Below are 25,588 nucleotides of genomic sequence, written 5' to 3'. Positions count from 1 at the left end.
TATGCGAGTTGCAGTGTGTTGTGCCGTTCGTCCTGAGCCTGTCGAAGGGCTCAATGCAGTCCCCGCTCGCGCGGAGGCTTCGACAAGCTCGGCCCGAACGGGCAGCGACCGAGCTCCGTTTTCATCGGGTCAGACCCGCAGGATGCGTTCGCCGCGGCCGATGCCGCTGGCGCCGGTGCGCACGGTCTCAAGGATGGCGCTGCGATCGATCGCCTCGAGGAAGGCGTCGTTCTTGCCATGGTCGCCGGTAAGCTCGATGGTGTAGCTCTTGTCAGTGACGTCGATGATGCGGCCGCGGAAGATCTCGGCCATGCGCATCATCTCCTCGCGCTCCTTGCCGACCGCGCGCACCTTCACCATCATGAGCTCGCGCTCGGTATAGGCGCCTTCGGTCAGGTCGACCACCTTGACCACCTCGATCAGGCGGTTCAGGTGCTTGGTGATCTGCTCGATCACGTCGTCCGAACCGGCGGTGACAATGGTCATGCGCGACAGGCTCGCATCCTCGGTGGGCGCGACGGTCAGCGACTCGATGTTGTAGCCACGGGCCGAGAACAGGCCCACCACGCGGGAAAGAGCACCGGGCTCGTTTTCCAGCAGAACGGCAATGATGTGTTTCATGTGTGCGTGACTCCTCTTTTCGCCAGCGCGGAAGCTTTCGCTTTCGCCGCCCTCCCCCGCGCACGGTAATGCGCGGGCTCGGCGGGCAATAGATTCGTCAGTGAAAGGTTGAGAACGAACGGTCGAAAACAGGCCGAGGGATCAGAGATCCTCGGACCCCAGCAGCATCTCGGTGATGCCCATTCCGGCCTTGACCATCGGGAACACGTTCTCGGTGGGGTCGGTGCGGAAATCCATGAACACGGTGCGGTCCTTGAGCTTGCGCGCTTCGCGCAGCGCGGGCTCCACGTCCTGCGGCCGCTCGATCAGCATGCCGACGTGGCCATAGGCCTCGGCGAGCTTCACGAAGTTGGGCAGCGCATCCATGTAGCTGTGGCTGTAGCGGCCGGAGTACTCGATCTCCTGCCACTGGCGCACCATGCCGAGGTAGCGGTTGTTCAGCGAACAGATCTTGATCGGCGTGTTGTACTGCAGGCAGGTCGACAGTTCCTGGATGCACATCTGCACCGAGCCTTCGCCCGTGATGGTGAAGACTTCCGACTCCGGCTTCGCGAGCTTGATGCCCATGGCGTAGGGAATGCCCACGCCCATGGTGCCCAGGCCGCCGGAGTTGATCCAGCGGCGCGGCTCGTCGAAGCGGTAGTACTGCGCGGCCCACATCTGGTGCTGGCCGACGTCGGACGTGATGTACGCGTCGGCGTCCTTGGTCATGTTCCACAGCGTCTCGACGACGAACTGCGGCTTGATCACGTCCTTGTTGCCACGGTCGTACTTGAGGCAGTCGCGCGAGCGCCAGCCTTCGATGGTGGTCCACCAGTTGGCGAGCGCGCCGGCATCGGGCTTGGTCGTGCTCTCGCGGATCATCGAGATCAGTTCGGTGAGCACGTCCTTGACGTCGCCCACGATCGGGATGTCGACCTTCACGCGCTTGGAGATGCTCGACGGGTCGATGTCGACGTGGATGATCTTGCGTTCGTTCTGCGCGAAGTGCTTGGGGTTGCCGATCACGCGGTCGTCGAAGCGCGCGCCCACGGCCAGCAGCACGTCGCAGTTCTGCATCGCGTTGTTGGCTTCGATGGTGCCGTGCATGCCGAGCATGCCGAGGAACTTGCGGTCGCTCGCCGGATAGGCGCCCAGGCCCATCAGCGTGTTGGTGACCGGGTAGCCGAGCATGTCGACCAGCGTGCGCAGCTCGTTGGTGGCATTGCCCAGCAGCACGCCGCCGCCGGTGTAGATGTAGGGGCGCTTGGCGTTGAGCAGCAGCTGCAGCGCCTTGCGGATCTGGCCGCCGTGGCCCTTGCGCACCGGGTTGTACGAGCGCATCTCGATCTTCTCGGGATAGCCGGCATAGGCCACCTTCTTGAACGAGACGTCCTTGGGCACGTCAACCACCACGGGGCCCGGACGGCCGCTGCGTGCGATGTGGAAGGCCTTCTTCATCGTCATCGCCAGGTCCTTCGGATCCTTGACGAGGAAGTTGTGCTTGACGATCGGGCGCGTGATGCCGACGGTGTCGCATTCCTGGAAGGCATCCAGGCCGATCGCCGCCGTGGGGACCTGGCCCGAGATGATCACCATCGGGATCGAGTCCATGTAGGCCGTCGCAATGCCCGTGACCGCGTTCGTCAGGCCCGGGCCCGAGGTGACCAGCGCCACGCCCACCTCGCCGGTGGCGCGCGCATAGCCGTCGGCCGCGTGGACCGCTGCCTGCTCGTGGCGCACCAGCACGTGCTGGATGGTGTCCTGCTTGTAGAACGCGTCGTAGATGTAGAGAACCGCGCCACCGGGGTAGCCCCAGACGTACTGGACGCCTTCGGCCTGCAGTGCCTTGACCAGCACTTCGGCGCCCATGAGTTCTTGCGTGTGATTGCCGGCGCCGGAGGACGCGGCTGCTGCGGAAGCGAGTTCCGCCTTCGAGATTTCCATGATCAACCTTTGGAGTTTTTTCGGGAACGAAAAACCTTGGGTGCCCCTTGCCAACCCTTGTGGGGCCGCGCCAGGACTTGAGGCCAAAGCCATGAGCGGACTGATTGTTCCGCCGGACCGTGACCCGTTTGCCTTTTGACTTGCGACCGCGATTATGACACCGACGCGGCGTTCCGCCGAGCCCGTATCGCCCCGCAACACGATTCGTCAGGAGCGGCGGGCATAATTCGCGGCCAACAACGAGGCATTCCCGCCCGACATCCATTCCCACGCGGCGCCCGGCGCCCCTCTCACGCTTGGCCACCGAACAAGAACTCTCCGATTTCCTGAAAAGCGTCGAACGCCGCGCTTTCAAGCGGTCGGTCTATCACGTGCGAGACGAGGAAGCGGCGCTCGACATCGTGCAGGACAGCATGATGAAGCTGGCCCAGCACTACGGCGACAAGCCGGCCGCCGAGCTGCCGATGCTGTTCCAGCGCATCCTGTCGAACTGCACGCTCGACTGGTTCCGCCGCCAGAAGACCCGCCGCGCCCTGTTCTCGAACCTCAGCGATTTCGAGGCCACCGACGACGACGGCGATTTCGATCTGCTCGAGAACTTCGCCTCGCCGACCGACTCCAGAGAAACCGAGAGCGCCGAGGACACCACGCGCCGGGCACAGGTCCTGCATGAGATCGAAGAACAGATCGCGGCATTGCCGGGCCGTCAACGCGAGGCTTTCCTGATGCGTTACTGGGAAGAAATGGACGTCGCAGAGACGGCCGCCGCAATGGGCTGCTCCGAGGGCAGCGTCAAAACCCACTGCTCGCGCGCCGTCCACGCTCTGAGCAAGGCGCTCAAAGCCAAGGGAATTTCGCTATGAACACTAAGGTTCCTCTTTCTTCCGTCGCCGAAAACGAATTCGGTCAACGCGTGGCCGCGCGCCTGTCCGCCGGCAACCAGGCGTTGCCGCACGACATCGGCGAACGCCTGCGCGTGGCGCGCGCGCAAGCCGTGGCCCAGCGCAAGCAGGCCCCGCAGCTGCGCGCCGCGCCCGCCGTGGTGCAGGCGGGCAACACCGCCGCATTGGGCGGCGGTGGTGGCTGGGGCTGGTGGACGCGCATCGGCACCGTGGTGCCGCTCGTGGCCCTGGTGGCCGGCCTGATCACCATCAGCGTGATGCAGGACGAGGACCGCGCCAGCGAGCTGGCCGAGGTCGATTCCGCGCTGCTCACCGGCGACCTGCCGCCAGCGGCCTACACCGACCCGGGCTTCGCGCAGTTCCTCAAGTCCGACGGCGCCTCCGACTGACGAGGGCCTCACCCGCCCTCCCAGCCCCGCGCCCGGCTTCGCCGCTCCCGTCTGCCGCCTAGACCTTCCCGCCTGTCCGAAGCCTCCATCCGACCGATCATCCGAATGCCACGCCGCACCCTGCCCCCCGCGATTTCGCCCCGCTCCTCGCGCTCGTGGTCGCAAGGCGTGGCGGCTCGTCTCGCCGGGGCCGGCACCGTGGCCGCCGCGGCACTGGGACTGACGATCGCGGCCGCGCAGACCACGCCCGCTCGCTCGGAAGCCGTTCGCGCGGAGACGCCCAAGGCCGCGCCGACCGGCACCATGGCCGCGTCCGCGGCCGCCAAGCCGCCCACCCTCACCAAGCCGCTGTGGGCCGAGCTCACCGCCGAGCAGCAGCAGGCCCTGCAACCGCTGGCGCCGCACTGGAACACCCTCAACGTCGGCCAGAAGCGCAAGTGGCTCGCGCTGTCGCGCAACTACGCCTCGCTGCCGGCAGAAGACCAGATCACGCTGCGCAGCCGCATGATCGAGTGGGCCGCGCTCAGCAACCAGCAGCGCGTCCAGGCGCGCCTGAACTTCGCCGAGGTCAAGCGCGTGCCGGCCGACGAGCGCAAGGCCAAGTGGGAGCAGTACCAGGCGCTGAGCGAAGAAGAGAAGCGCAAGCTCGCCGAGCGTGCGCCGGCCAAGCCCAAGGGCGCCGCCATCCCGGTACGGCCGGTGTCGTCCCAAAAGCTCGTGGCCGTGCCCACGGTCACGCCGCCCGGGCAGCACACGCCCCGCATCCAGCTCGCGCCGCCGATGGCGCCCGCGACGCCGGCCATCGTGCCCGCGGCGGCCGTCGTCACGACTCCGCCAGCCGCATCGTCCGGCACGGCTGCGGCCACCGTCACCCCGGCGACGCCCTCGGCCGCGGCCCCCGCCACCTTCACGCCCCAGCCGGTGCCGGCAGAAGCCCAGGTGCCGTCTCCGTACTCTTCATCGTCCGGCCCGTCGACTTCGGTATCCTCCACACCGTCTTCCACTTCTGCGGGGCGCACGCTCGAGCAACCCTCGGCCGCCCCCTGACCCAAGGTCTCGATGGTTTCCAGCTCTTCCGAGGTTTCGGAGTCGGATTCGCCTGCTTCGCTCGTCCCTCCTGCGTCTGACGTTTCTTCTTCCACGGCACAGGACCCGGTTCCGGGACTCTGGCGCCGCATGGCCTGCTGGCTCTACGAAGGCATGCTGCTGTTCGCGGTGGTGTTCGTTTCGGGCTGGCTCTTCAGCACGCTGGGCCAGATGCGCGACGCCATGGATTCGCGGCGCCACCTGTTCCAGGGCTTCCTCTTCGTGGTGTTCGGCGTCTATTTCGTCTGGTTCTGGGCCAAGGGCCAGACGCTCGCGATGAAGACCTGGAACATCCGCATCGTCGACGCGCACGGCCACCCGGTCAGCCAGCGCCGCGCGCTCGCGCGCTATTTGCTGAGCTGGATCTGGTTCCTGCCGCCGCTCGCCGCCGTCGCGCCCTTCAAGCTGTCGGGTCCCGAAGTCACGGTGCTCGTCTTCGGCTGGGTGGCCATCTGGGCCCTGCTGGCACGCTTCCATCCGCAACGCCAGTTCTGGCATGACGCCTGGGCCGGCACCCGGCTCATCACCTCCAAGCCCATGAGCCGCCGATGAGCGCCCTGCCCGAACTTCCCGATCCCGCCGTCAATCCGCAGAAGGCCCGCAAGGGCTTCGATCGCGTCTGGCACGCCACGCTGATCTCGCTGCACGGCCTGCGCGCCGGCTGGGGCGAGCCGGCCTTCCGGCAGGAAGCCATCCTGTCGATGGTCATGATCCCCGCCGCCTTCTGGCTCGGCCGCAGCTGGGTCGAAATCGCCCTGCTCGCGGGCAGCGCGGTGCTGGTGATGATCGTGGAGCTGCTCAACACGGCGGTGGAAGCGGCCATCGACCGCATCGGCCCCGAATGGCACGACCTCTCCAAGCGCGCCAAGGACATGGGCAGCGCCGCGGTGCTGCTGTCGCTCTCGCTGTGCACCTGCATCTGGGCCGCCGCCCTGTGGACGCGCTTCGTGTCATGAGCGGGCCCGCCGCGCGAGGCATGATCGGGGGATGACCCCTGAATTTTCGATTTGCGTGTATTGCGGCTCGCGCCCCGGCGAGCGTCCCGAGTTCACTGAAGCCGCCACGGCGGTCGGCCGCTGGATCGGCCAGCAGCGCGGCCAGCTGGTCTACGGCGGCGGCCGCACCGGCCTGATGGGCACCGTGGCCGAGGCCACGCGCGCCGCGGGCGGACGCGTGGTCGGCATCATCCCCAAGGCACTGGTCGACAAGGAACTGGCCAACCCGCTGTGCGACGAGCTGCACGTGGTCGACACCATGCACGAGCGCAAGGCGATGATGGGCGAGCGCGCCGACGCCTTCCTGGCCATGGCCGGCGGCATCGGCACCTTCGAGGAGCTGTTCGAGATCTGGACCTGGCGCCAGCTCGGCTACCACGACAAGCCGGTCGGCATCCTCAACAGCGCCGGCTACTACGACAAGCTGCTCGACTTCCTCGGCCAGAGCGTGCGCGACGGCCTGATGGGCGACTGGCAGATGAGCCTGGTGCGCACCGGCACCGAAGCCGAGCCGCTGCTCGCGGCCCTGCGTGCCGAGGTGCCGCGCCATCCGCGCGACGACCGGCTGGCCGAGAACCTCTGAGCCTCTGGTGAAAGGCCGGCGAGCGCCGGCCCCTGCGGTTCAGCTCAGACCGCGTTCTCGTTCTCTTCGCCGGTACGGATGCGCACGATGCGCTCGACGGCCGTGACGAAGATCTTGCCGTCGCCGATCTTGCCGGTGCGCGCCGAGTTCACGATGGCCTCGATGCAGCGCTCGACGTCGCCCTCGTTGACGACGACTTCGACCTTCATCTTCGGCAGGAAGTCGACCACGTACTCGGCGCCGCGGTACAGCTCGGTGTGGCCCTTCTGGCGGCCGAAGCCCTTGACCTCGGTCACGGTGAGTCCGGTGACGCCCACTTCGGCCAGGGCCTCGCGTACGTCCTCGAGCTTGAAGGGTTTGACGATGGCGGTGATCTGCTTCATGGTTTGCGTGCTCCGGCGGTTTCGTTGAATTTGCTGGTGATAGGGTAACGCCAATCCTTGCCAAAACTGCGGTGCGTCACCCGGATGCCTACCGGCGCCTGGCGCCGCTTGTATTCGTTGATCTTGATGAGCCGTGCCACCCGCTCGACCACCGCGCGGTCGTAGCCCGCGGCGATGATCTCGTCGATGCCCTCGTCGTCCTGCATGTAGCGTGCCAGGATCGCGTCGAGGATGTCGTAGGGCGGCAGGCTGTCCTGGTCGGTCTGGTCGGGCCGCAGCTCGGCGCTCGGGGGCCGCGTGATGATGCGCTCGGGGATCGGCTCGGTGCCGGTACCGTAGGGATCGTGGGCATTGCGCCAACGCGCGAGCGCGAACACTGTCGTCTTCAGCAGGTCCTTGATGACCGCGAAGCCGCCCGCCATGTCGCCGTAGAGCGTGCAGTAGCCGGTGGCCATCTCGCTCTTGTTGCCCGTGGTGAGAACGATCGAGCCGAACTTGTTCGACAACCCCATCAGCAGCGTGCCGCGGATGCGGGCCTGGATGTTCTCTTCGGCCGTGTCCTCGGCCCGGCCCGCGAAATCGGGGGCCAGCGCCGCCTTGAACGACTCGAAGGTGTGCCGGATCGAGATCTCGTCGTAGCGCACGCCCAGGCGACCCGCCATGTCGCGCGCATCGATCCAGCTGATGTCGGCCGTGTAGGGCGAGGGCATCATCACCGCGCGCACCTTGTCCTTGCCGAGCGCGTCGACCGCGATCGCGAGCACCAGCGCCGAATCGATGCCGCCCGACAACCCGAGGATCGCGCCCGGAAAACCGTTCTTGCCGACGTAGTCGCGCACGCCGAGCACCAGCGCATCCCAGAGCTGGGCCTCGGCGTCGCGCGGCGCGGCGATGGGCTCGGGCAGGAAGCGCACGCCCTGCGACGGTGCACGCTCGAGCTCGGCCAGCACCAGCTTCTCCTCGAAGCCCGGCGCCTGCATGGCGAGCGCGCCATCGGCCTGCAGCGCGAAGGAGGCGCCGTCGAACACCACCTCGTCCTGCCCGCCCACGAGGTGGGCATAGACCAGCGGCAGCCCCACGGCGCGCGCGCGATCGGCCATGCGCGCCACGCGCTCGCCCTCCTTGCCCACGTGGTAGGGCGAGGCATTGATGACAGCCAGCACCTCGGCGCCGGCGGCGCGTGCCAGCTCGGCCGGCGCGTCGAACCAGGCATCCTCGCAGATCAGCAGCCCGACCGACACGCCGCCGGCCTCGAACACGCAGGTGCCCTGCCCCGGCGCGAAGTAGCGGCGCTCGTCGAACACCTGGTAGTTGGGCAGCTCGCGCTTGGCGTAGGTCTGGAGGATGCGGCCTTCCTTGAGCACGCTGGCCGCGTTGTGGCGCAGCTGCACCGACACGGAGCGCCCGCGCAGGCTGCCGCCGCTCGGATGCCCCACCACCACGACCATGTCTTTGAGGTCGGCCAGAGCGGCGGCGATGCCTTTCACGGCATCATCGCAAGCTTCGGTGAAGGCGGGCCGCAGGAACAGGTCCTCGGCCGCATAGCCGGCGATCGAGAGTTCGGGCGTCAGCAGAAGGCGAGCGCCCTGGGCATGGGCCTCGCGCGCGGCCGCCACGATTTTTCGGGCATTGCCGGGGAGATCGCCCACCACGAAATTGAGTTGCGCGATGGCGAGCTTGAGCGTCATACGGAAGGAAGAAACAGGCTTGAACGATTATGTCATTCGGGTTGTCGCGTCGCCGTCGGACGTGAGCCCGCAGGCCTGGAACGCGCTGCTCGCCGCGCAGGCCGAACCCTCGCCCTTCATGCGCCACGAGTACCTGGCCGCGCTGCACGAGAGCGGCAGCGCCACGCCCGAGAGCGGCTGGACGGCCCAGTTCTTCACCCTCTGGCGCGGCGACACGCTTGAGGCCGCCTGCCCGGTCTACGTCAAGGACCATTCCTATGGCGAGTACGTGTTCGACTGGGCCTGGGCCAACGCCTACCAGCAGCACGGCCTGGCCTACTACCCGAAGGCGACGGTCGCGGTGCCGTTCACGCCCGTGCCCGGCGCGCGGCTGCTCGCGCGCGACGCGGCCGGGCGCGCGCTGCTGGCCCAGGCGCTGGTGGCCTGGTGCAAGGAGAGCGAGCTCTCATCGCTGCACCTGCTGTTCGGTGCCGCGGCCGACATCGAGGCCTGCACCGAGGCCGGGCTTATGCTGCGGCACACGGTGCAGTTCCATTGGCAGAACCCGGCGCCCGGCTACGCGGACTTCGAGGCCTTCCTCGCGAGCCTCTCGCACGACAAGCGCAAGAAGATCCGCCAGGAGCGCCGCAAGGTCGCCGATGCCGGCGTGCGCTTCCGCTGGTCGCGCGGGGCCGACATCTCGCGCGCCGATTGGGACTTCTTCTACCGCTGCTATGCGCGCACCTACCGCGAGCACGGCAACCCGCCCTACCTCACGCGCGACTTCTTCCATCGCATGGCCGACACGCTGCCCGAGGCCTGGCTGCTGTTCATCGCCGAGCGCGAGGGCAAGCCGATCGCCGCCAGCCTGATCGCACTGGCCACCGACGAGAGCACCGGCAGCCCGCTCGTGGCCTACGGCCGCTACTGGGGCGCGGTCGAGCGCGTCGACTGCCTGCACTTCGAGGCCTGCTACTACCAGCCGCTGGCCTGGTGCATCGCGCACGGCGTGCAGCGCTTCGAGGGTGGCGCGCAGGGCGAGCACAAGATGGCGCGCGCCCTGATGCCCGTGAAGACCACCAGCGCCCACTGGCTCGCGCATCCGGCCTTCGCCGACGCGGTCGAGCGCTTCCTCGAGCGCGAGGGCGAAGGCATCGAGAACTACATGGACCACCTCGGCGAGCGCAGCCCGTTCAAGGCCGCCTGAGCGCGACGGCGGGCCCGCGTCAGGCCACGGCCAAACACGGCTGCTATAAACCCCGGCAGATCGCCAACAACAAGGGGAAAAGTCATGCCATTCGTCGGCCTGGGTCTGCACATCCTGATCGCGCTGTTCTTCGCGGTGCACGCGATGCGCCACGGCAAGCAGATGTACTGGCTCTTGATCCTGTTCAGCTTTCCGCTGCTGGGCAGCATCGTCTACTTCGTGGTCGAGTACCTGCCCGCCTCGCGCATGCAGCGCACCGCGGGCAAGGTCGCGAGCGCGGCCATCGGCTTCATCGATCCCGAGCGCGAATACCGCGCGGCCGAGCAGGCCTACGACCTCGCGCCGACGGCGCAGAACAAGCTGCGTCTCGCCAAGGCCGCGCTCGACCGCGGCCAGGCCGGCGAGGCGGTCGGGCATTACCGCGATGCGCTCAAGGGCCCGCTGGCCTCCGATCCCGAGCTGCAGTTCGGCCTCGCGAGCGCACTGCTGGCCGCGGGCGGTCCCGGCGCGGGCGGCGAAGCGATGCAGGCGCTGCAAAGCCTGCGCTCGACCCGCGACGACTACCGCAAGGACGAGGTCGCGCTGCTGGTGGCCCGCGCCCTGGCCGCCGAGGGCCGCCACGACGAAGCGCGCCAGGCCTTCGAATCGACCCTGAGCCTCTACAACACCGTCGAGGCGCGTGCGCGCTACGTGGCCTGGCTCGCGCAGCAGGGCGACAGCGCCGCCGCGCAGCGCCAGTGGGACGAGCTCCAGCAGGCCGCGCGCCACTGGAATTCGCACGCCCGCTCGGTCAACCGCGAATGGATGCGGCTGGCCGGCGACGCGGCCCGCGGCTGAGGTCGAGCCCGAGGCCCCGACCAAGGGCATAGCCGGCCCTGCCGTTCGGCAGATCGACAGCGGCCGGCGCGGGAACGAGCATGCGGCCATCGCGCAAGCCCGGCGCACAGGAGAGCACCGCATGCCCGCATCGATCCGCCCCCTCTTCCCCTGGGCGCTGGCCCTGGGCCTCGCGGCCCTCGCCTGCGTCCCGGCCCATGGCGCCAGCTTCGACTGCGCCAAGGCCTCGAACCCCACCGAGAAGACCATCTGCGCCACGCCCGCGCTCTCGCTGCAGGACGAGAGCATGGCCGACCTCTATCGCAAGCAGCTCGCGATACCCGATGCGGGCCAATGGGCCACCTACCTGAGGCGCGACCAGCGCGACTGGCTCGCGGTGCGCAACCGGCACTGCAAGGCCGACGTGAAATGCCTGCGGGAAGACTACGAGCGGCGCATCCGCTATCTGGTGGAGCCGCTGCTGCACTGGACCGGCCGCTACGTGGAGGGCCGCTGTCCGAAGGACGGGCGTTTCCTGGACGTGACGCCGTCGAACGACGGCGCGCTCGACATCGAGCTCTACGTCTGCCCCGATGCGCGCGGCAACATGCTGCTGCAGGGCGGCGGCCGGCTCGACGAGCGGCAGCGGCTGGTGGTGCCGTTCGGCGGGCGTTGCACCCGCACCCTGCAATTCAGCACCGACCGCATCGTGGTGACCGACACGCCCGCGGGCGCCGCGGAATGCGCGAGCCCGTCGACGGCCGGCACCTTCGTGCGCGATGCGCGCCGGTCGCCGTTCGAGCAGGAGTGACTGCCCGGGCGACCGACACGCCCCGCCCGATCACTTCTTGTAGGCGGCGATACCGTCGAGGACTTCCTTGCGGGCGGCGTCGATGCCTTCCCAGCCCAGCACCTTGACCCACTTGCCGGCCTCGAGGTCCTTGTAGTGCTCGAAGAAGTGGCTGATGGCCTTCAGGCGCATCGGGTTCACGTCGTCCACCGATTTCCAGTGGCTGTAGATCGGCAGCACCTTGTCGGTCGGCACGGCCAGCACCTTGCCGTCCACGCCGGCTTCGTCTTCCATCATCAGGATGCCCAGCGGGCGGCAGGGCACGACCACGCCCGGCAGCAGCGGGTACGGCGCGATCACCAGCACGTCGACCGGGTCGCCGTCGCCCGACAGCGTCTGCGGCACGTAGCCGTAGTTGGCCGGGTAGTACATGGCCGTGGTCATGAAGCGGTCGACGAAGATCGCGCCCGATTCCTTGTCGACCTCGTACTTGATCGGGTCGGCATTCATCGGGATTTCGATCACGACGTTGAAGGCATCGGGGACGTTCTTGCCGGGGGAGACTTTGTCGAAGGACATGACGTTTTTCGAGTAGTTGAAAAGTATGAGAGGGATGCGGACAAACCCGAAGTTTACTTTCCGTGTCACGGACCCGTCGCACGCGATTTCGTTTTTGCCTGTAAATTGCAGCCGTTGGCCAATCGGCTCCGCACCCCGGCTCCCCGGGATGCAGCGAGCTTCGAGGAAGCAACGCGGCGGAAATCTCGACTCCCGCGCGTTGCACGCAACGGATCCTCGCGCTTTCCGTCTCCACGTCACAACGAACGAATGGAGAAGCAACGCATGAATGGCAACACCCCCCTCATCCTCGCCATCGTCTGCGGCCTCGTGGCCGTGGCCTACGGCATCTGGGCCCGAAGTTGGATCCTCGCCAAGGACGCGGGCAACGCGCGCATGCAGGAGATCGCGGCGGCGATCCAGCAGGGCGCGGCGGCCTACCTGGCCAAGCAGTACCGCACCATCGCCATCGTGGGCGTGGTGCTCGCGATCCTGATCGCCCTCTTCCTCGACCTCACGACCGCGGTCGGCTTCGTGGTCGGCGCGGTGCTCTCGGGCGCCTGCGGCTTCATCGGCATGAACGTCTCGGTGCGCGCCAACGTGCGCACCGCGCAGGCCGCCACCCAAGGCATCGGGCCGGCGCTCGACGTGGCCTTCCGCGGCGGCGCCATCACCGGCATGCTGGTGGTCGGGCTGGGCCTGCTGGGCGTGTCGATCTTCTACTGGTTCCTGGCCTCCAGAGGCCTGCCGAGCGGCAACCATGCGCTGGCGGCGCTGCTCAATCCGCTGATCGGCTTCGCCTTCGGCTCCTCGCTGATCTCGATCTTCGCGCGGCTGGGCGGCGGCATCTTCACCAAGGGCGCCGACGTCGGCGCCGACCTGGTGGGCAAGGTCGAGGCCGGCATCCCCGAGGACGATCCGCGCAACCCCGCGGTGATCGCCGACAACGTGGGCGACAACGTCGGCGACTGCGCCGGCATGGCGGCCGACCTGTTCGAGACCTACGCGGTGACGCTGATCGCCACCATGGTGCTCGGTGCGCTGATGGTCACGGCGGCGCCGGTCAACGCGGTGCTCTATCCGCTGGCGCTGGGCGGCGTGTCGATCATCGCGTCGATCATCGGCTGCTTCTTCGTCAAGGCCTCGCCGGGCATGACCAACGTGATGCCGGCGCTCTACAAGGGCCTGGCGGTGGCGGGCATCCTGTCGCTGATCGCGTTCTGGTTCGTCACCAGCTGGCTCATCCCCGACAACGCGATCGCGGCCAGCGGCAGCCAGCTCAAGCTGTTCGGCGCCTGCTTCGTGGGCCTGGCGCTGACGGCGGCGCTGGTGTGGATCACCGAGTACTACACGGGCACGCAGTACAAGCCGGTGCAGCACATCGCGCAGGCCTCCACCACGGGCCACGGCACCAACATCATCGCGGGCCTCGGCGTGTCGATGCGTTCGACGGCCTGGCCCGTGATCTTCGTGTGCATCGCCATCCTGGCCTCGTACGCGCTGGCCGGCCTGTTCGGCATCGCGGTGGCCGCGACCTCCATGCTCAGCATGGCCGGCATCGTGGTGGCGCTGGACGCCTACGGCCCCATCACCGACAACGCCGGCGGCATCGCCGAGATGAGCGAGCTGCCCGCGAGCGTGCGCGACATCACCGACCCGCTGGACGCGGTGGGCAACACCACCAAGGCCGTGACCAAGGGCTACGCCATCGGCTCGGCCGGCCTCGCGGCGCTGGTGCTGTTCGCCGACTACACGCACAAGCTCGAGAGCTTCGGCCTGAACATCACGTTCAACCTCAGCGACCCGATGGTGATCGTCGGCCTGTTCATCGGCGGCCTGATCCCCTACCTGTTCGGCGCGATGGCGATGGAAGCCGTGGGCCGCGCCGCGGGCTCGGTGGTCGAGGAAGTGCGCCGGCAGTTCCGCGACATCCCCGGCATCATGGAAGGCACCGCCAAGCCCGAGTACGGCAAGGCCGTGAGCATGCTGACCGGCGCGGCCATCAAGGAGATGATGATCCCCTCGCTGCTGCCGGTGCTGGTGCCGATCGTGGTCGGCCTGCTGCTCGGACCGAAGGCTCTGGGCGGCCTGCTGATGGGCACCATCGTCACGGGCCTGTTCGTCGCCATCTCCATGTGCACCGGCGGCGGTGCCTGGGACAACGCCAAGAAGTACATCGAGGACGGCCACTTCGGCGGCAAGGGCAGCGAGACGCACAAGGCCGCCGTCACCGGCGACACCGTGGGCGATCCCTACAAGGACACGGCCGGCCCGGCCGTGAACCCGCTGATCAAGATCATCAACATCGTGGCGCTGCTCATCGTGCCGCTGGTGGTGAAGTTCCATGCCGGCGATGCGACGGCGGCCGTGCCGCCCCCGGCACCGGTGGCCGCCACGGCACCGGCCGCGGTCAGCACGCCGGCCGGCGCCGTGGCCTCGGGCGCGGTGACCGCGGCCGAAGCCGCCGCGGTCAAGGTCGAGAACGGCGTGGTCAAGTTCTACTTCGCCACCGGCAGCGCCGAGGTCGCACCCAATGCCAGGGAAGCGCTGGCCGACGTGATCAAGGCGGTGCAGAGCGGCAACACGGTGCTGGTGAGCGGCTACCACGACGCCACCGGCGACGCCGCGAAGAACGCCGAGCTCGCCAAGCAGCGCGCGATGGCGGTCGGCGATGCGCTCAAGGCCGCGGGCGCGCCCGAGGACAAGATCGAGCTCGCCAAGCCCGAGCAGACCCAGGCCGACGGCCCCGCGGGCGAAGCGCGGCGCGTCGAGGTGAAAGTGAAGTCCTGAGGCTCGCGCCCGACTGAAACGCCATTCCGCACGGGGCGACGCTGCATCGGCGTCGCCCCGTTTTTCTTGCGCCTTCGGGAACACCCGCCATCGAAGCGAGGTGCGCGCGCCACGTTTCGCGTGACCGGGCCGCGCCGGCCCGCTACGCTTGCGCGCAAGGCATTTCGAATCCGATGACACACCTTCACCTTCGCAACGCCCTCCTCCAGGCCCTGGCCCCGTTGCTGCTCGCGGCCACCGGCGGCGCGGCCTTCGCGCAGGCCCCCGCGCCAGCCGACGATGCCACCGCGATGAGCTTCGATGCCGCGCGTGCCCGCATGCTCGACCGCTCCGACAAGCTGGCCGCCGCGCGCGCCGCGGTCGAGGCCAAGCAGTTGCAGAGCGATGGCCTCAAGCGGCTCGGCGGCCCGGTGGTCAGCGTGTCGGGCTTGGCCTATGCGTACAACGCCAACCTGAACCTCGACCTCGATCCGCTCAACCAGAAGCTCGGCCAGATCGGACAGGCGCTGCCGCCCTCGATCCAGAGCTTCATCGCGCGCGTGCCGATCCCGCAACTGCCCAACAGCTACACCTTGAACCGGCACGACACCGGCTCCAACGCCTCGGTGTCGGCGGTCTGGCCGATCTACCTGGGCGGCGCCACCGATGCGGTGCGCGGCTTCGTGTCGGCGCAGACGCGCGAGGCCGAGGCCGATGCCGAACAGGCCAGCCACGAGGTCGACACGCTGCTGGTGCAGCGCTACTTCGGCGCCCAGCTCGCGCAGCGCGCGGCGCAGTTGCGCGCGCAGGCCGAGCGCACCATCGCGCAGCACGACGCGGCGGCGCAGAAGATGCTCGCGGCCGGCGTGATCTCGCGCGTCGAACGGCTGCAGGCCAGCGCGGCCTACGAGGAGGCGCGGCGCAACGCGCGCAAGGCCGAGAACGACGCCGCGCTCGCGGCCGTGGCGCTGGCGCGCACGGTGCGCGCCGAGGGCCGCGTGGCGCCGCAGACGCCGTTGTTCGTGATCAGCGCGCCGATCGAGCCGCTGGGCTGGTTCATCGATTCGGCGCTCAACCGCCATCCCGGCCTCGAGAAGGTCGCGGCCAAGAAGTCGCAGGCCGAACAGCTGCACGAGGGCGAGGAAGCGCTGCGGCGCCCGCAGGTGATCGCCTTCGGCACGCGCCAGCTCAAGAGCGGCAATGCCGATTGGGTCGCGGGCCTGGGCGTGCGTTGGACCTTGTACGACTCGGTCGACCGCGATGCGCTCTCGGCCGCGTCGCAAAAGCAGGTCGAGCAGGCCGAACGCACCGGCGCGCAGGCGCGCAGCGACATCTCGCTGCTGGTGGAACGCAACTGGCGCGCGCTCGACAACGCGCGCCGCCAGTACCTCGAGATGCAGGCCTCGGTGGAACTGGCGCGCGAGGTGCTGAAGCTGCGCACCTCGGGCCTGCGCGAAGGCACCAGCACCACGCTCGACCTGATCGATGCCGAGACCAACCAGGCCAAGGTGCTGACCGAGCGCGCGCAGGCCGCCAACGAGTACGTGCAGGCGCTGGCCCAGCTGCTCGAGAGCGCGGGCCTGTCCGACCGCTTTTCCGACTACATCGCGCGTGCCGACGTGAAGGTGAACTGAATGATGAGTGCCAAGACCCGCAAACTGATCGCGATCCTGGCCGCGCTGCTCGTGCTGGCGCTGCTGGCCTGGGGCTTCTGGCGCGCCTCGCGGCCCGCGCCCGAGGTGTTCCAGGGCCAGATGGAGGCGCGCGAGACCGACGTGGCCGGCAAGGTGACGGCGCGCGTGGCCGAGGTGCTGGTGAAGGAAGGCGACCGCATCCAGGCCGGCGCGGTGCTGGTGCGCATGGACAGCCCCGAGGTGCGCGCCAAGCTCGCGCAGGCCACCGCCGCCGAGCAGGCCGCGCAGGCCGTGGCCCAGAAGGCGCAGAACGGCGCGCGGCCGCAGGAGATCGAGATGGCGCGCATGCAGTGGCAGCGCGCCGAGACCGCGGCCCAGCTCGCGCAGACCTCGTTCCGCCGCGTCGACGGCCTCGCGCGCGAAGGCCTGGTGGCCGACCAGAAGCGCGACGAGGCCGAGGCCAACTGGAAGGCCTCGCGCGACGCGGCGATCGCCGCCAGGGCGCAGTACGACATGGCACGTGCCGGCGCACGCCCCGAGGACCAGGCCGCGGCCAGCGCGCAGGCGCGCCAGGTGGCCGGCGTGGTCGCGGAAGCCGAGGCCGCCAGGGCCGAGACCGAGCTGCGCAGCCCGGTGGCCGGCGAGGTGGCCAAGGTGCTGGCCAAGGTCGGCGAACTCTCGCCGCAGGGCGTGGCGGTGGTCACGGTGGTCGACCTGGCCGACCAGTGGGTGGTGCTCAACGTGCGCGAGGACCGGCTGCCGCGCTTCGCGATGGGCAGCGAGTTCGAGGCCCGCCTGCCCGCGCTGGCCGAGGACCGGCGCACGGCGCGCTTCAAGGTCTACTACAGCGGCGTGCTGCCCGACTTCGCGACCTGGCGCGCCACCCGCGGCGGCGCCGGCTTCGACGTGCGCACCTTCGAGGTCCGCGCGCGGCCGCTGCAGCCGATCGAGGGTGCGCGGCCCGGCATGAGCGTGCTGGTCGACTAGAACATGAGCCTTCGCGGCTTCTCCTCCGCCAGCGCACGGCGCGAGTTCGCGCTGCTGCGCACGCGGCCCTGGGACCTCGCGATGATCACCTGGGTGCCGCTGCTCGCGGTGCTCTTGATCTGGTGGATCTTCTCGGCCGGCCTGCCCGAGCGGTTGCCGATCGGCGTGCTCGACCAGGACCGCTCGGCGCTGTCGCGCCAGATCGTGCGTTTCCTCGATGCCACGCCGGGCCTGCGCGTGGTGCAGCGCTTCGACGACGAAGGCGCGATGGCGCGCGCACTCACCAGCGGCGCGGTCGATGCCGCGGTGCAGCTGCCGCGCGATCTCGACCGCGAGGTCAAGCAGGGCCGCACGGGCCAGGTCGTGCTGCTGCACAACGCCCAGCTCGGCACCCATTCGAGCCTGATCCAGCGCGACGTGCGCACCGTGGTCGCCACGGTCTCGGGCGGGGTCGAGCTCGCGGTGCGCAACAAGCGCGGCGAATCGATGATCGCCGCGCGCGCGACCATGGAGCCGCTGAAGGCCAGCACCGTCGCGCTCTTCAACACCTCGGGCGACTACGAGCAGTTCCTCGGCGCCGCGCTGATCCCGGCGCTGCTGCACATCCTCGCGATGACTGCCGGCGCCTGGGCCGTGGGCCGCGAGCTGCGCGACCGCAGCATCGGCGGCTGGCTCGGCGCCGCGCCGCGCTGGCACGAGGCGCTGGCCGCGCTCGCGGGCAAGCTCGCGCTGCCGTTCGCGAGCCTGTCGCTGGTCGGCATCGCCGCCATGCTGTGGATCACGGCCGGGCGCGGCTGGCACCCGGTGGGCTCGCTCGGCTGGACGCTGTTCGCGCTGGTGGTGTTCCTCGCGCTGTCGATCGCGCTCGGCGGCTTCGTGGCGGCACTCACGCGCTCGCTGCGCACCGCGCTGTCGGCCACCGGCTTCATCACCGCGCCGGCCTTCGCGTTCGGCGGCGTGGGCTTCCCGCTGGTGGCCATGCCCGCGCTGGCGCAGCTGTGGGCCGCGCTGCTGCCCTACACCCACTACATCCGCGTGCAGATGGAGCAGTTGCAGATGGGCGCGCCGCTGGCCTATTCGGCCGCGACGCCGCTGTGGATGGTGCTGGGCAGCGCCGTGCTGCTGGCCGCGACGGCCACCGCGCTGGGCCGCGCCGCACGCGCGCCCGATTCGTGGGGCGGCCGCTGATGGACCGGCAGCGCGCCCTCGCCCGCTTCGGCGCCGCCTGGAGCGACACCGCGCTGGCCGTTCTGCGCGACAAGGGCGTGCTGCTGATCATGCTGCTGGCGCCGATCATCTACGGCTTCTTCTACCCCTGGCCCTACGGCTCGCAGGCCGTGACCCGGGTGCCGGTGGCGGTGGTCGACCAGGACCACACCGGGCTGTCGCGCCAGATCGCACGCTTCGCGATGGCCAATCCGCGGCTGGACGTGCGCCTGGTCACGGCCGACGTGCACGAGGCGCAGCAGGCCCTGTGGCGCGGCGAGATCGAGGGCTATGCGCTGCTGCCGGCCGATCTCAAGCGCAGCGTGTTGCGCGGACTGCCGGCGGTGGTGAGCATCGAGGGCAACGGCGCCTATGCGCTGCTCAACAAGGCGGTGCTCTACGGCTTCTCGGAGGCGGTGGGCACGGTCTCGGCCGGCGTCGAGATCCGCAAGCTGCAGGCCGGCGGCCAGAGCGCCGTGCAGGCCGCGCGCAGCCGCAGCCCGCTGGTCACGCAACTGGTGGCGCTGTTCAACCCCACCGAGGGCTACGGCAGCTACGTGGTGCCGGCGGTGGCGCTGCTGATCCTGCAGCAGACGCTGCTGATGGGCACCGCCATGCTGGCCGGCACCTGGGCCGAGGCGCGGCGGCTGCGCGCCTCGATGAGCGCCTGGCTGGGCCGGCTGGCGGCGCTGTCGGGCTTCGGCGTGCTCAGCGGCATCTTCTATTTCGGCTGGGTGTTCTTCCTGCAGGACTATCCGCGCGGCGGCAACCCCTTCGGCGCGCTGGTGCTGCTGGCCTTCTACGTGCCCGCGATCTGCACGCTGGGCCTGCTGCTGGGCTGCTGGTTCCGCGACCGCGAACGGGCGCTGCAGGTGCTGCTGTTCACGGCCCTGCCGATGGCTTTTCTGTCGGGCTTCTCGTGGCCGGTCGAGGCCCTGCCCGCGCCGCTGCAGGCCCTGCGCTGGCTGTTCCCGAGCACGGCCGGCATCCAGGCCTCGCTGCGGCTCAACCAGATGGGCGCGCCGCTGCACGACGTGCTGCCGCACCTGGGCGTGCTGCTGGCCCTGCTGCTCGCCGGCCTGCTGACGCTGTGGCTCGCGGCGACGCCGCGGCGCGCGGCACCCGCCTAGCGCTGGCTCTCCGCCGCCACCGCGCGCACCAGCCGCGTGGCCGGCGCGACCAGCTCGCGCAGGTCGCCCGCGCGCTCCTGCTCGATGGCCTGCAGCACCAGCTCGTTGATGCCGCCGACCACCGTCATCGCCATCTCGCTCGTCAGGTGCGCCTGCGGGCCCGGGCCGGTCGTGCCGCTGCTGTTGATCGCGGCCTGGATGAAGTTCGCGATCTCGTCATTGACCCGGCGCCGCGCCACCAGCCCCGGCATGCCCAGGCCGAGGATCTCGACGAACAGCGTGCGCAGCAGCACCGGGTCCTGCGCGAGGTAGTCGAAATAGGCCGTGATCGCGCGCTCCACCTGCGCATGCCAGGGCTGCACCGGATCGAAGGCCTCGCTGACCGCCTGCAACGCCAGGTGGCTGGCCGCCTCGTAGAGCGCGATCAGGCATTCGGTCTTGGTCGCGAAGTGCTCGTAGAAAGTGCGGCGCGACACCGCGGCCTCGCGCACGATGTCGGCGATGGTGGTGTCGGCGTAGCCCTTGGCGGCCACCGCGCGGGCCATGCCCTCGAGCAGCCGGTGGTAGTGCTCGTTGCGCGATTCGACCGGAGTCTGGGAGGTGTTGTCGGTGACGGCACTCATGAATGGAACATTTTCCTACGCCCTGGTACTTGACAGTACCAAGCACCCGGAGGCACCATGCAGGCATTGCGGTACGCATCTGTACCACGCCCCCTTGCCACCACCATTCCGATTCACGAGGATTGTCTTCATGAGCACCGAACTCGTCGTCCGCCGCCTTCTGATCGATCTCCAGGCCCCGTTTGCCCGCGACTGGTGCGGCGGTGATGCATTCTCCACCGCCTTCTTCAACGCCCTGTCGATGAGTTTTCCCTTCGGCGAGCAGTTCTTCATCGACGCGGTGCGCGATGCCGTCGCCACCCTGCCGCCCGAGACGCAGGACAAGTACCGCGCCGAGGTGCGCGGCTTCATCGGCCAGGAAGCGACGCACCGGCGCATCCATTCGCTGTTCAACGCCCATCTCGAGAAGCAGGGCCTGGTCGACCGCTGGACCGAGCGCGCGAGCAAGCGGCTGTCGCTGATGGAAGGCGCCGATCCTCGCCACGCGCTCGCGGTGACGGCCGCCACCGAGCACTTCACGGCCATGTTCGCCGAGTGGCTGCTCGCGCATCCGCAGATCCTCGACGGCGCCGAGCCCCGGCTGCGCACCATGTGGCTGTGGCACAGCGCCGAGGAGCTCGAGCACAAGAGCGTGGCCTTCGACGTCTACCGGACCGCGGGCGGTTCCGACGAATGGCGCACGCGCTGGTTCCGCCGCGTCACGCTGATGTTCCTCGGCGACCTGATGCACCAGACGCTGGCCAACCTGCGGCACGAGAAGCAGCTGTGGAAATGGTCGACCTGGAAGAGCGCCGCGCGCATCCTGCTCGCGCGCGACGGGCTGCTGCGCGGCAACTACGCGATGTGGCGCCGCTACCTGCGCGCCGATTTCCATCCGGCGCAGCAGGACAGCAGCCTGTCGGAACGCTGGCTGGTGGACAACCGCGCGGCCTATGTGCCGGTCGGCGCGGCCGCGACGCAGCCGGACACCGCCGCAGCCTGACCTGAGCGCGGCCCCTCAGAAGAAGCTGGTGCGGTGCTGCGGCACCGTGCCGCCGGCCTGCTGCTGCGGGTCGACGCGCAGCGGCACCTCGTGCAGGGTGTCGAAGTCCGAGGGCGCATCGGGCACGCGCATCACGGCCTCGAGCTCGTGCATCGAAGCCACCCAGCGGCCGGCCGGCGACTCGGCCGGCTCGTCGTTGGCGAAGGTGCCGTCGCGGATGTAGAAGGTCTCGCCTTCGGGACGCTCGCCGTGCAGCTCGACCAGGCGCGCGATCGAGAAGTTGTAGGTCACCAGCTTCTCGCGCGTCAGGCGGTCCTTGCCGCCGCAGTTGAACGAGCCCTCGGCCGCGATCACGATGCACGAGCCGTCCACGCTGCTGTCGGTGCCGTGGCCCGAGCGCCAGATGGCGTTGGGCAGCCGCACCCGCACCTTGTCGATGACCAGGTCGCGCTGCTTGTTGAGGCTGCCCAGCGGCGGCACCAGCGAACGCAACTGCCGCAGGCGCTCGGCGAAGTTGTCGTCCATCACGAATTCCACATGGTGCGACGCGCTGCCCGAAGACCGCTTGACCACCTGCATGACGACGTGACGCGGTTTAGCCACGGCAGCTTCCTTTTGCGCGCGCGGACAGCCGCACTACGCCAAAAGCACCCATTGCCTTGCTGCAAATCATCTGATGTCGGCCTGAAATTAGAACTTTTTGACCAATGCAATTACATGCATCAATTGTTTCTAACTGTATAACTATTGCGGCCGCTGTGGAAGTCGGACGACGCGATGCCCGCACGGGCATGTCGCCAAGGCGTCGCCCCGCCGTGCTAGACGAGGCTCGCGGAAAAACGCCCTGGCGGGCGCTGCGTCATTCGGGCGACGACGGCGCGGCCGCGGCGGCTTCCAGCGCCTCGTCGAGCGCCTTGCAGGACGGCGCGCAGACGGTCTGGGACTTGCCGAGCACCTGGCGGGTGCGCAGCTGCGAGCGCACGCGGTGCTTGCCGCACATGAAGCACGACATGGTGGCGCCGCTGAACGACGCGGAGGCGCGGAACGGGGACCCCGGCGTCTTCGACTTGTAGCGCAGGCCGTCTTCCAGGACGGCAGTCTTCACCTCAGCCTTGGCCATCGGTTTCTTCCTTCTTCTTCGGTTCGGGGCGGCGCATGGCGCGCGCGATCGCTTCCCTGGCGCGGGTCTCGGCCGCCAGCGAGGCGTCGAGCGCGGAGCGGCACAGGCCGGCGTGCTGGTAGTTGAGGTTCTCGTACACCTCGGCGGCGGCCGGATAGGCGTCGAGCAGGCGACTGAGGTCGGCGCCCGATTCGACGTCTTCGAACTCGTGCACCAGGTGCGCGACCACCGAGCGGTACTGCTCGGCACCGACGGGCACCTTGCTGTGCTCCAGCCGCTCGAGCAACTGGGCCAGCACATGGGTCACCGACAGATCGGTCTTGGGGGACGGAGTGTGGGTCGTGTTCATGGTCTGCATCTGGGGACAGCATACCCCTATGCAAGTGGCGGGGTGTCGGCCGAAGCCCCTTCCCCGGCCGGGACGAAGCCGGATTCGCCGCCTTCGCCGGCCCTTGCGGCCTTCATGCGCTGCAGCAGGCTGTGCAGCATTTCGGTCGAGAGCCCATGGATCACCAGCCGGTGCCCGGCCCGCAGGGTCGACAGCGGCACCAGCGGATGCTTGTTGTTGACCAGGATCAGGTGCTCGGGCGCCGCGAGGATGGTGGCGGCATAGATGCCGATGGTTTCATCCAGTTGCAGCGAATTGGCGGCGCGCCAGAAGTCGTTGTCGGTCAGCATCAGCTGGTAGAGCGGCGTGAACAGCTCGATGGCGCTCTGCAGGTCCAGGAAGTTGAGGCGGCCGCGCGGCATGTCCTCCAGGCGCAACGCGGGCTCCCGAATCATCGAGAAATCGGGTGCCTCCGCCTTGCCCAGCGCCAGCCCGCGGTCGCGCAGCGCCTGGTTCAGCCGGATCACGAAATTGAACAGGTTCAGGTCGTGCTTGAGGAACATGTCGTCCTTCAGCGCCTCGATGTCCGGCGGCTCCAGCGGCGAGGTGGCGACCGGCGCCGGCGAATTGCGCCCGATGAAGGCCAGCACCTGCGAGCCCAGGTGGAAGTGCCGCAGGATCAGCCAGTTGGCCTCGGGCGACACGAAATGCTGGAGCCCCCAGGCCAGGATGCGGTGCAGCAGCCGCGAGTGAGACCAGTTGCGCGGCACGAACACCTTCACCACCTGGATCAGGATGATGGTGGCGCGCGCGATCGGCCGCAGGAACGGCAGCAGGTACTGCCGCGAGCCCGAGCTCGAATCGGCGAGCCAGGCCGCCTTGACCTCGTCGGGCAGCGGCGTGCTCTGGTCGAGGTAGAGCGCCAGCCAGGGGCTGGGATCGCGCTCGTCGTGCCCGCGGGCCAGGAATTCAGGCGTTCGCATGGGAAATCCGCTCGGTGATGTGCTGGAACTGCATCAGGTAGAGGGCGGCCGTGTGGCGCGCCGTGTCGGCGATCTGGCGCGCGGCGCGGGCCTGGCCCTCGACGGCCATCACCATCTCGACCGCGAGCAGCCAGCGGTTCAGGTGGTTCTCGTCGTTGTGGCCGTGGTATTCGAGGAAGCGGAAGGCATCGGGCGGCAGCCGCAGGCTGGCCTTGAGCAGCGGCAGCAGCGCCGGCACGATGCGCTGGCCCGTGCCCTCGATGATGTAGATCGCGCCCAGCAGGCCGATCGGGTCGCGCGTGGCGGCCAGCGCATGCAGGTAGGCGTTGAGCGCCTCGCCGCCCGGATTGCGGCGCAGGTCCTCGATGCGCTCGACCGTGCCGCCGGCCTTGCGGTAGTCGCTGAACAGGATCTGGAAGTCGTTCTGCTCCTCGCCCGCATGCACGCCGATCAGCGAAGACAGCGCCTGGTACGGTTCGCTCAGCGAGGCCGCGCCCTCGCGCATCCAGAGGCTGCCTTCGCGCACCTGCGGCACCCACTGCTCCATCCAGTTCAGGTAGTCGGGCACCGCGAAGCGGCGCTCGCGGATCTGCCGCACGAGCGGCGTACGCCAGACGCGCGAGCGGTAGTCGTGCCAGATGGCGGCCAGCTCGGTCAGCAGCGCGCCCAGGCCCTCGGGCGCGGCGGCCGGGTCGTGCGGCGGCGCGATCACGAGCTCGTCGTCGGCCGTAGCCACGGTAGTGCGCGGCGCGACCATCACGGGCGGCGCCTCCACCGCCTCGACCTCGAACAGCATGTAGGCCGCCATGAAGCGCCCCGACTCCGGCACGTAGCAGAAGACCTGCTCGCCGGGCTTCAGCGCGCGGGTATGGAGGAACTCGGCCAGCATCACCAGGATCGACGCCGCCCCGGTGTTGCCGCGCCATGCGAGGTTGCTCCACCAGCGCTCGCGCGGGATCGACAGCTCGGCCTTGGCCATCAGGTCCTCGACCACCGGGATGAACTTCTCCGACGAGTAGTGGCAGAGGAAATGGTCGACGCGCTTGGGATCGACCCAGCCGTCGCGCACCAGCCCCGCGTACTCGTGGATGCCGATGTCGAACAGGTGCGGCAGCAGCCGGATGTCCTGGCGCAGCGACAGCGCGCCGGCCGCCTCGGCCTCGGACCAGGAGGCGAAGTCGAGGTGGCCGCGCGCCCGGTCCTCGGTCAGGCCCAGCTGCATGCAGACCGGGTAGTCGCCCGAGAACGAGCGCTGGTGCACCCACTTCAGGCGCAGCCGCAGGCCCGGCGAACCGGCCAGCGCGGGCGCGCCGTCGGACAGCAGCAGCGCCCCGGCGCCGTCCGACAGCATCCAGCGCAGGAAATGCGAGTCGAAGTCGGTCTCGTAGCCGCGCGCCGCGAAGCGCGAGCGCTTGAACAGGCGCGAGGGCATCTCGCTGGCCACCGCGAGCGCCGAGCGGTGCGCGCCCAGCTCGATGCCCTGCGCGGCGGCCTGGATCGCCGACACGCCGGCCGCGCAGATGCCGTGCACCGCGAGCGTCTCCATCGGCGCCGCCGCGAGCTCGCCCTGGATCATGTTGGCGAAGCCGGGCATCAGCGTGTCGCCGCCCGACGAGCCGCTGGCCAGCAGCGACACGCGCGACAGCTCGGCGCCGCCGCGGCGCAGGCAGTCGCGGATCGCGCCGGCCGCCATCTGCGCATTGGTGTGGCGCGTCGCGCCTTCGGCATCGATCGCGTAGTGGCGCGTGCGGATGCCGTTCTCGGCCAGGATGCGGCGCTTGATGCGCTCGGACATCCGGTTGAGCGGTGCGATGAAATCGTCCATGCGCTCGTTGGGCACGGGGTCGCCCGGCATGAAGTAGCCGGCGCTTTCGAGGTAGACGCGTTGGAAGGGAACTGGCAT

At 69.2% G+C, this 25,588-nt stretch carries 26 protein-coding genes; 15 read left to right on the top strand and 11 right to left on the bottom strand.

All coding sequences use genetic code 11. The features are described from left to right. Window positions 1-129: 129 nt before the first annotated feature. Together ilvN and R0232_RS14790 are read right to left on the bottom strand one after the other, a co-directional pair. Window positions 130-621, bottom strand: coding sequence for an acetolactate synthase small subunit (gene ilvN, locus R0232_RS14795; protein ID WP_012747479.1), 492 nt, complete (start codon window positions 619-621; stop codon window positions 130-132). 141 nt (window positions 622-762) lie between these two features. Beyond that, entirely contained in the window at window positions 763-2,547 is a 1,785-nt protein-coding gene (locus tag R0232_RS14790; RefSeq protein ID WP_296789226.1) for an acetolactate synthase 3 catalytic subunit, read from the bottom strand. 296 nt (window positions 2,548-2,843) lie between these two features. On the opposite strand from R0232_RS14790, the gene R0232_RS14785 reads away from it, so the two are divergent. The 6 genes from R0232_RS14785 to R0232_RS14760 all read left to right on the top strand — a co-directional run bounded on the left by R0232_RS14785 (window position 2,844) and on the right by R0232_RS14760 (window position 6,502). Then, entirely contained in the window at window positions 2,844-3,410 is a 567-nt protein-coding gene (locus R0232_RS14785; protein WP_208511881.1) for an RNA polymerase sigma factor, read from the top strand. Then, window positions 3,407-3,838 (top strand): DUF3619 family protein, encoded by a 432-nt coding sequence (locus R0232_RS14780; RefSeq protein ID WP_208511880.1) that lies wholly within the window; start codon window positions 3,407-3,409, stop codon window positions 3,836-3,838. The genes R0232_RS14785 and R0232_RS14780 overlap by 4 nt, the downstream gene beginning before the upstream one ends. A 105-nt stretch (window positions 3,839-3,943) precedes the next feature. Continuing rightward, window positions 3,944-4,885 carry a DUF3106 domain-containing protein gene (locus R0232_RS14775; protein WP_431512565.1) on the top strand — a complete coding sequence of 314 codons (942 nt, stop codon included), beginning with the start codon at window positions 3,944-3,946 and terminating at the stop codon, window positions 4,883-4,885. Between the two features lie 12 nt (window positions 4,886-4,897). Continuing rightward, window positions 4,898-5,476 carry an RDD family protein gene (locus R0232_RS14770; RefSeq protein WP_431512564.1) on the top strand — a complete coding sequence of 193 codons (579 nt, stop codon included), beginning with the start codon at window positions 4,898-4,900 and terminating at the stop codon, window positions 5,474-5,476. Then, window positions 5,473-5,880, top strand: a complete 408-nt coding sequence (locus R0232_RS14765; protein ID WP_057592491.1) for a diacylglycerol kinase — start codon at window positions 5,473-5,475, stop codon at window positions 5,878-5,880. The genes R0232_RS14770 and R0232_RS14765 overlap by 4 nt, the downstream gene beginning before the upstream one ends. A 31-nt stretch (window positions 5,881-5,911) precedes the next feature. Then, a complete protein-coding gene (locus R0232_RS14760; protein ID WP_093341403.1) occupies window positions 5,912-6,502 on the top strand; it encodes a TIGR00730 family Rossman fold protein in 591 nt (196 codons plus the stop codon). A 44-nt stretch (window positions 6,503-6,546) separates the two neighbouring features. Here the strand turns inward: R0232_RS14760 and R0232_RS14755 are convergent, their stop codons facing one another. Further along, window positions 6,547-6,885 carry a P-II family nitrogen regulator gene (locus R0232_RS14755; protein ID WP_013540975.1) on the bottom strand — a complete coding sequence of 113 codons (339 nt, stop codon included), beginning with the start codon at window positions 6,883-6,885 and terminating at the stop codon, window positions 6,547-6,549. Continuing rightward, window positions 6,882-8,573 carry an NAD+ synthase gene (locus R0232_RS14750; protein WP_431512563.1) on the bottom strand — a complete coding sequence of 564 codons (1,692 nt, stop codon included), beginning with the start codon at window positions 8,571-8,573 and terminating at the stop codon, window positions 6,882-6,884. Before R0232_RS14750 ends, R0232_RS14755 begins: the two co-directional genes overlap by 4 nt. Before the next feature lie 19 nt (window positions 8,574-8,592). Here R0232_RS14750 and R0232_RS14745 point away from each other — a divergent pair, with 19 nt between their 5' ends. The 3 genes from R0232_RS14745 (at window position 8,593) to R0232_RS14735 (ending at window position 11,386) form a co-directional block, all read left to right on the top strand. Continuing rightward, window positions 8,593-9,759, top strand: a complete 1,167-nt coding sequence (locus tag R0232_RS14745) for a GNAT family N-acetyltransferase (protein WP_431512562.1) — start codon at window positions 8,593-8,595, stop codon at window positions 9,757-9,759. Window positions 9,760-9,843: 84 nt separating this feature from the next. Next, on the top strand, window positions 9,844-10,596 hold the full coding sequence (locus R0232_RS14740; protein WP_296798273.1) for a hypothetical protein: 753 nt from the start codon (window positions 9,844-9,846) through the stop codon (window positions 10,594-10,596). A gap of 121 nt (window positions 10,597-10,717) precedes the next feature. After that, a complete protein-coding gene (locus R0232_RS14735) occupies window positions 10,718-11,386 on the top strand; it encodes a lysozyme inhibitor LprI family protein (RefSeq protein WP_431512561.1) in 669 nt (222 codons plus the stop codon). A 30-nt stretch (window positions 11,387-11,416) separates the two neighbouring features. Here R0232_RS14735 and ppa read toward each other — a convergent pair whose 3' ends face one another. After that, on the bottom strand, window positions 11,417-11,944 hold the full coding sequence (ppa, locus tag R0232_RS14730) for an inorganic diphosphatase (RefSeq protein ID WP_208509953.1): 528 nt from the start codon (window positions 11,942-11,944) through the stop codon (window positions 11,417-11,419). Between the two features lie 264 nt (window positions 11,945-12,208). Between ppa and R0232_RS14725 the strand changes: the two genes are divergently transcribed. The 5 genes from R0232_RS14725 to R0232_RS14705 all read left to right on the top strand — a co-directional run bounded on the left by R0232_RS14725 (window position 12,209) and on the right by R0232_RS14705 (window position 19,649). Continuing rightward, window positions 12,209-14,713, top strand: coding sequence for a sodium-translocating pyrophosphatase (locus R0232_RS14725; RefSeq protein WP_093342400.1), 2,505 nt, complete (start codon window positions 12,209-12,211; stop codon window positions 14,711-14,713). A 173-nt stretch (window positions 14,714-14,886) separates the two neighbouring features. Continuing rightward, window positions 14,887-16,326, top strand: coding sequence for a TolC family protein (locus R0232_RS14720; protein ID WP_431512560.1), 1,440 nt, complete (start codon window positions 14,887-14,889; stop codon window positions 16,324-16,326). Then, complete coding sequence (locus R0232_RS14715; protein WP_431512559.1) at window positions 16,327-17,313, top strand: HlyD family secretion protein; 987 nt, start codon at window positions 16,327-16,329, stop codon at window positions 17,311-17,313. It begins immediately after the preceding gene. Window positions 17,314-17,316: 3 nt separating this feature from the next. Further along, window positions 17,317-18,501 (top strand): ABC transporter permease, encoded by a 1,185-nt coding sequence (locus R0232_RS14710; RefSeq protein ID WP_431512558.1) that lies wholly within the window; start codon window positions 17,317-17,319, stop codon window positions 18,499-18,501. After that, window positions 18,501-19,649 (top strand): ABC transporter permease, encoded by a 1,149-nt coding sequence (locus tag R0232_RS14705; protein ID WP_431512557.1) that lies wholly within the window; start codon window positions 18,501-18,503, stop codon window positions 19,647-19,649. The genes R0232_RS14710 and R0232_RS14705 overlap by 1 nt, the downstream gene beginning before the upstream one ends. Here R0232_RS14705 and R0232_RS14700 read toward each other — a convergent pair. Continuing rightward, entirely contained in the window at window positions 19,646-20,272 is a 627-nt protein-coding gene (locus tag R0232_RS14700; protein WP_209540631.1) for a TetR/AcrR family transcriptional regulator, read from the bottom strand. The genes R0232_RS14705 and R0232_RS14700 overlap by 4 nt on opposite strands. A gap of 130 nt (window positions 20,273-20,402) precedes the next feature. On the opposite strand from R0232_RS14700, the gene R0232_RS14695 reads away from it, so the two are divergent. Next, on the top strand, window positions 20,403-21,254 hold the full coding sequence (locus tag R0232_RS14695; protein WP_431512556.1) for a metal-dependent hydrolase: 852 nt from the start codon (window positions 20,403-20,405) through the stop codon (window positions 21,252-21,254). 15 nt (window positions 21,255-21,269) lie between these two features. On the opposite strand, the gene R0232_RS14690 is transcribed toward R0232_RS14695, so the two are convergent. From R0232_RS14690 to R0232_RS14670, 5 genes are all read right to left on the bottom strand, one after another. Further along, on the bottom strand, window positions 21,270-21,857 hold the full coding sequence (locus tag R0232_RS14690) for a hypothetical protein (protein WP_093341385.1): 588 nt from the start codon (window positions 21,855-21,857) through the stop codon (window positions 21,270-21,272). A 256-nt stretch (window positions 21,858-22,113) separates the two neighbouring features. Then, window positions 22,114-22,374, bottom strand: a complete 261-nt coding sequence (locus R0232_RS14685) for a hypothetical protein (RefSeq protein WP_057592505.1) — start codon at window positions 22,372-22,374, stop codon at window positions 22,114-22,116. Next, window positions 22,361-22,732 carry a hypothetical protein gene (locus tag R0232_RS14680; RefSeq protein ID WP_208511219.1) on the bottom strand — a complete coding sequence of 124 codons (372 nt, stop codon included), beginning with the start codon at window positions 22,730-22,732 and terminating at the stop codon, window positions 22,361-22,363. Before R0232_RS14680 ends, R0232_RS14685 begins: the two co-directional genes overlap by 14 nt. Window positions 22,733-22,749: 17 nt before the next feature. After that, the gene (locus tag R0232_RS14675; RefSeq protein ID WP_398498969.1) at window positions 22,750-23,685 is read right to left on the bottom strand and encodes a DUF6999 family protein; all 936 of its coding nucleotides are present in this window, start codon (window positions 23,683-23,685) and stop codon (window positions 22,750-22,752) included. After that, window positions 23,672-25,588, bottom strand: coding sequence for an iron-containing redox enzyme family protein (locus R0232_RS14670; protein ID WP_431512555.1), 1,917 nt, complete (start codon window positions 25,586-25,588; stop codon window positions 23,672-23,674). Before R0232_RS14670 ends, R0232_RS14675 begins: the two co-directional genes overlap by 14 nt.

Source organism: Variovorax sp. DAIF25 (genome assembly GCF_050711835.1).
In the GTDB taxonomy this organism is placed as follows: Bacteria; Pseudomonadota; Gammaproteobacteria; order Burkholderiales; family Burkholderiaceae_C; genus Variovorax.
This window is presented reverse-complemented; position numbering and strand designations above follow the sequence as displayed.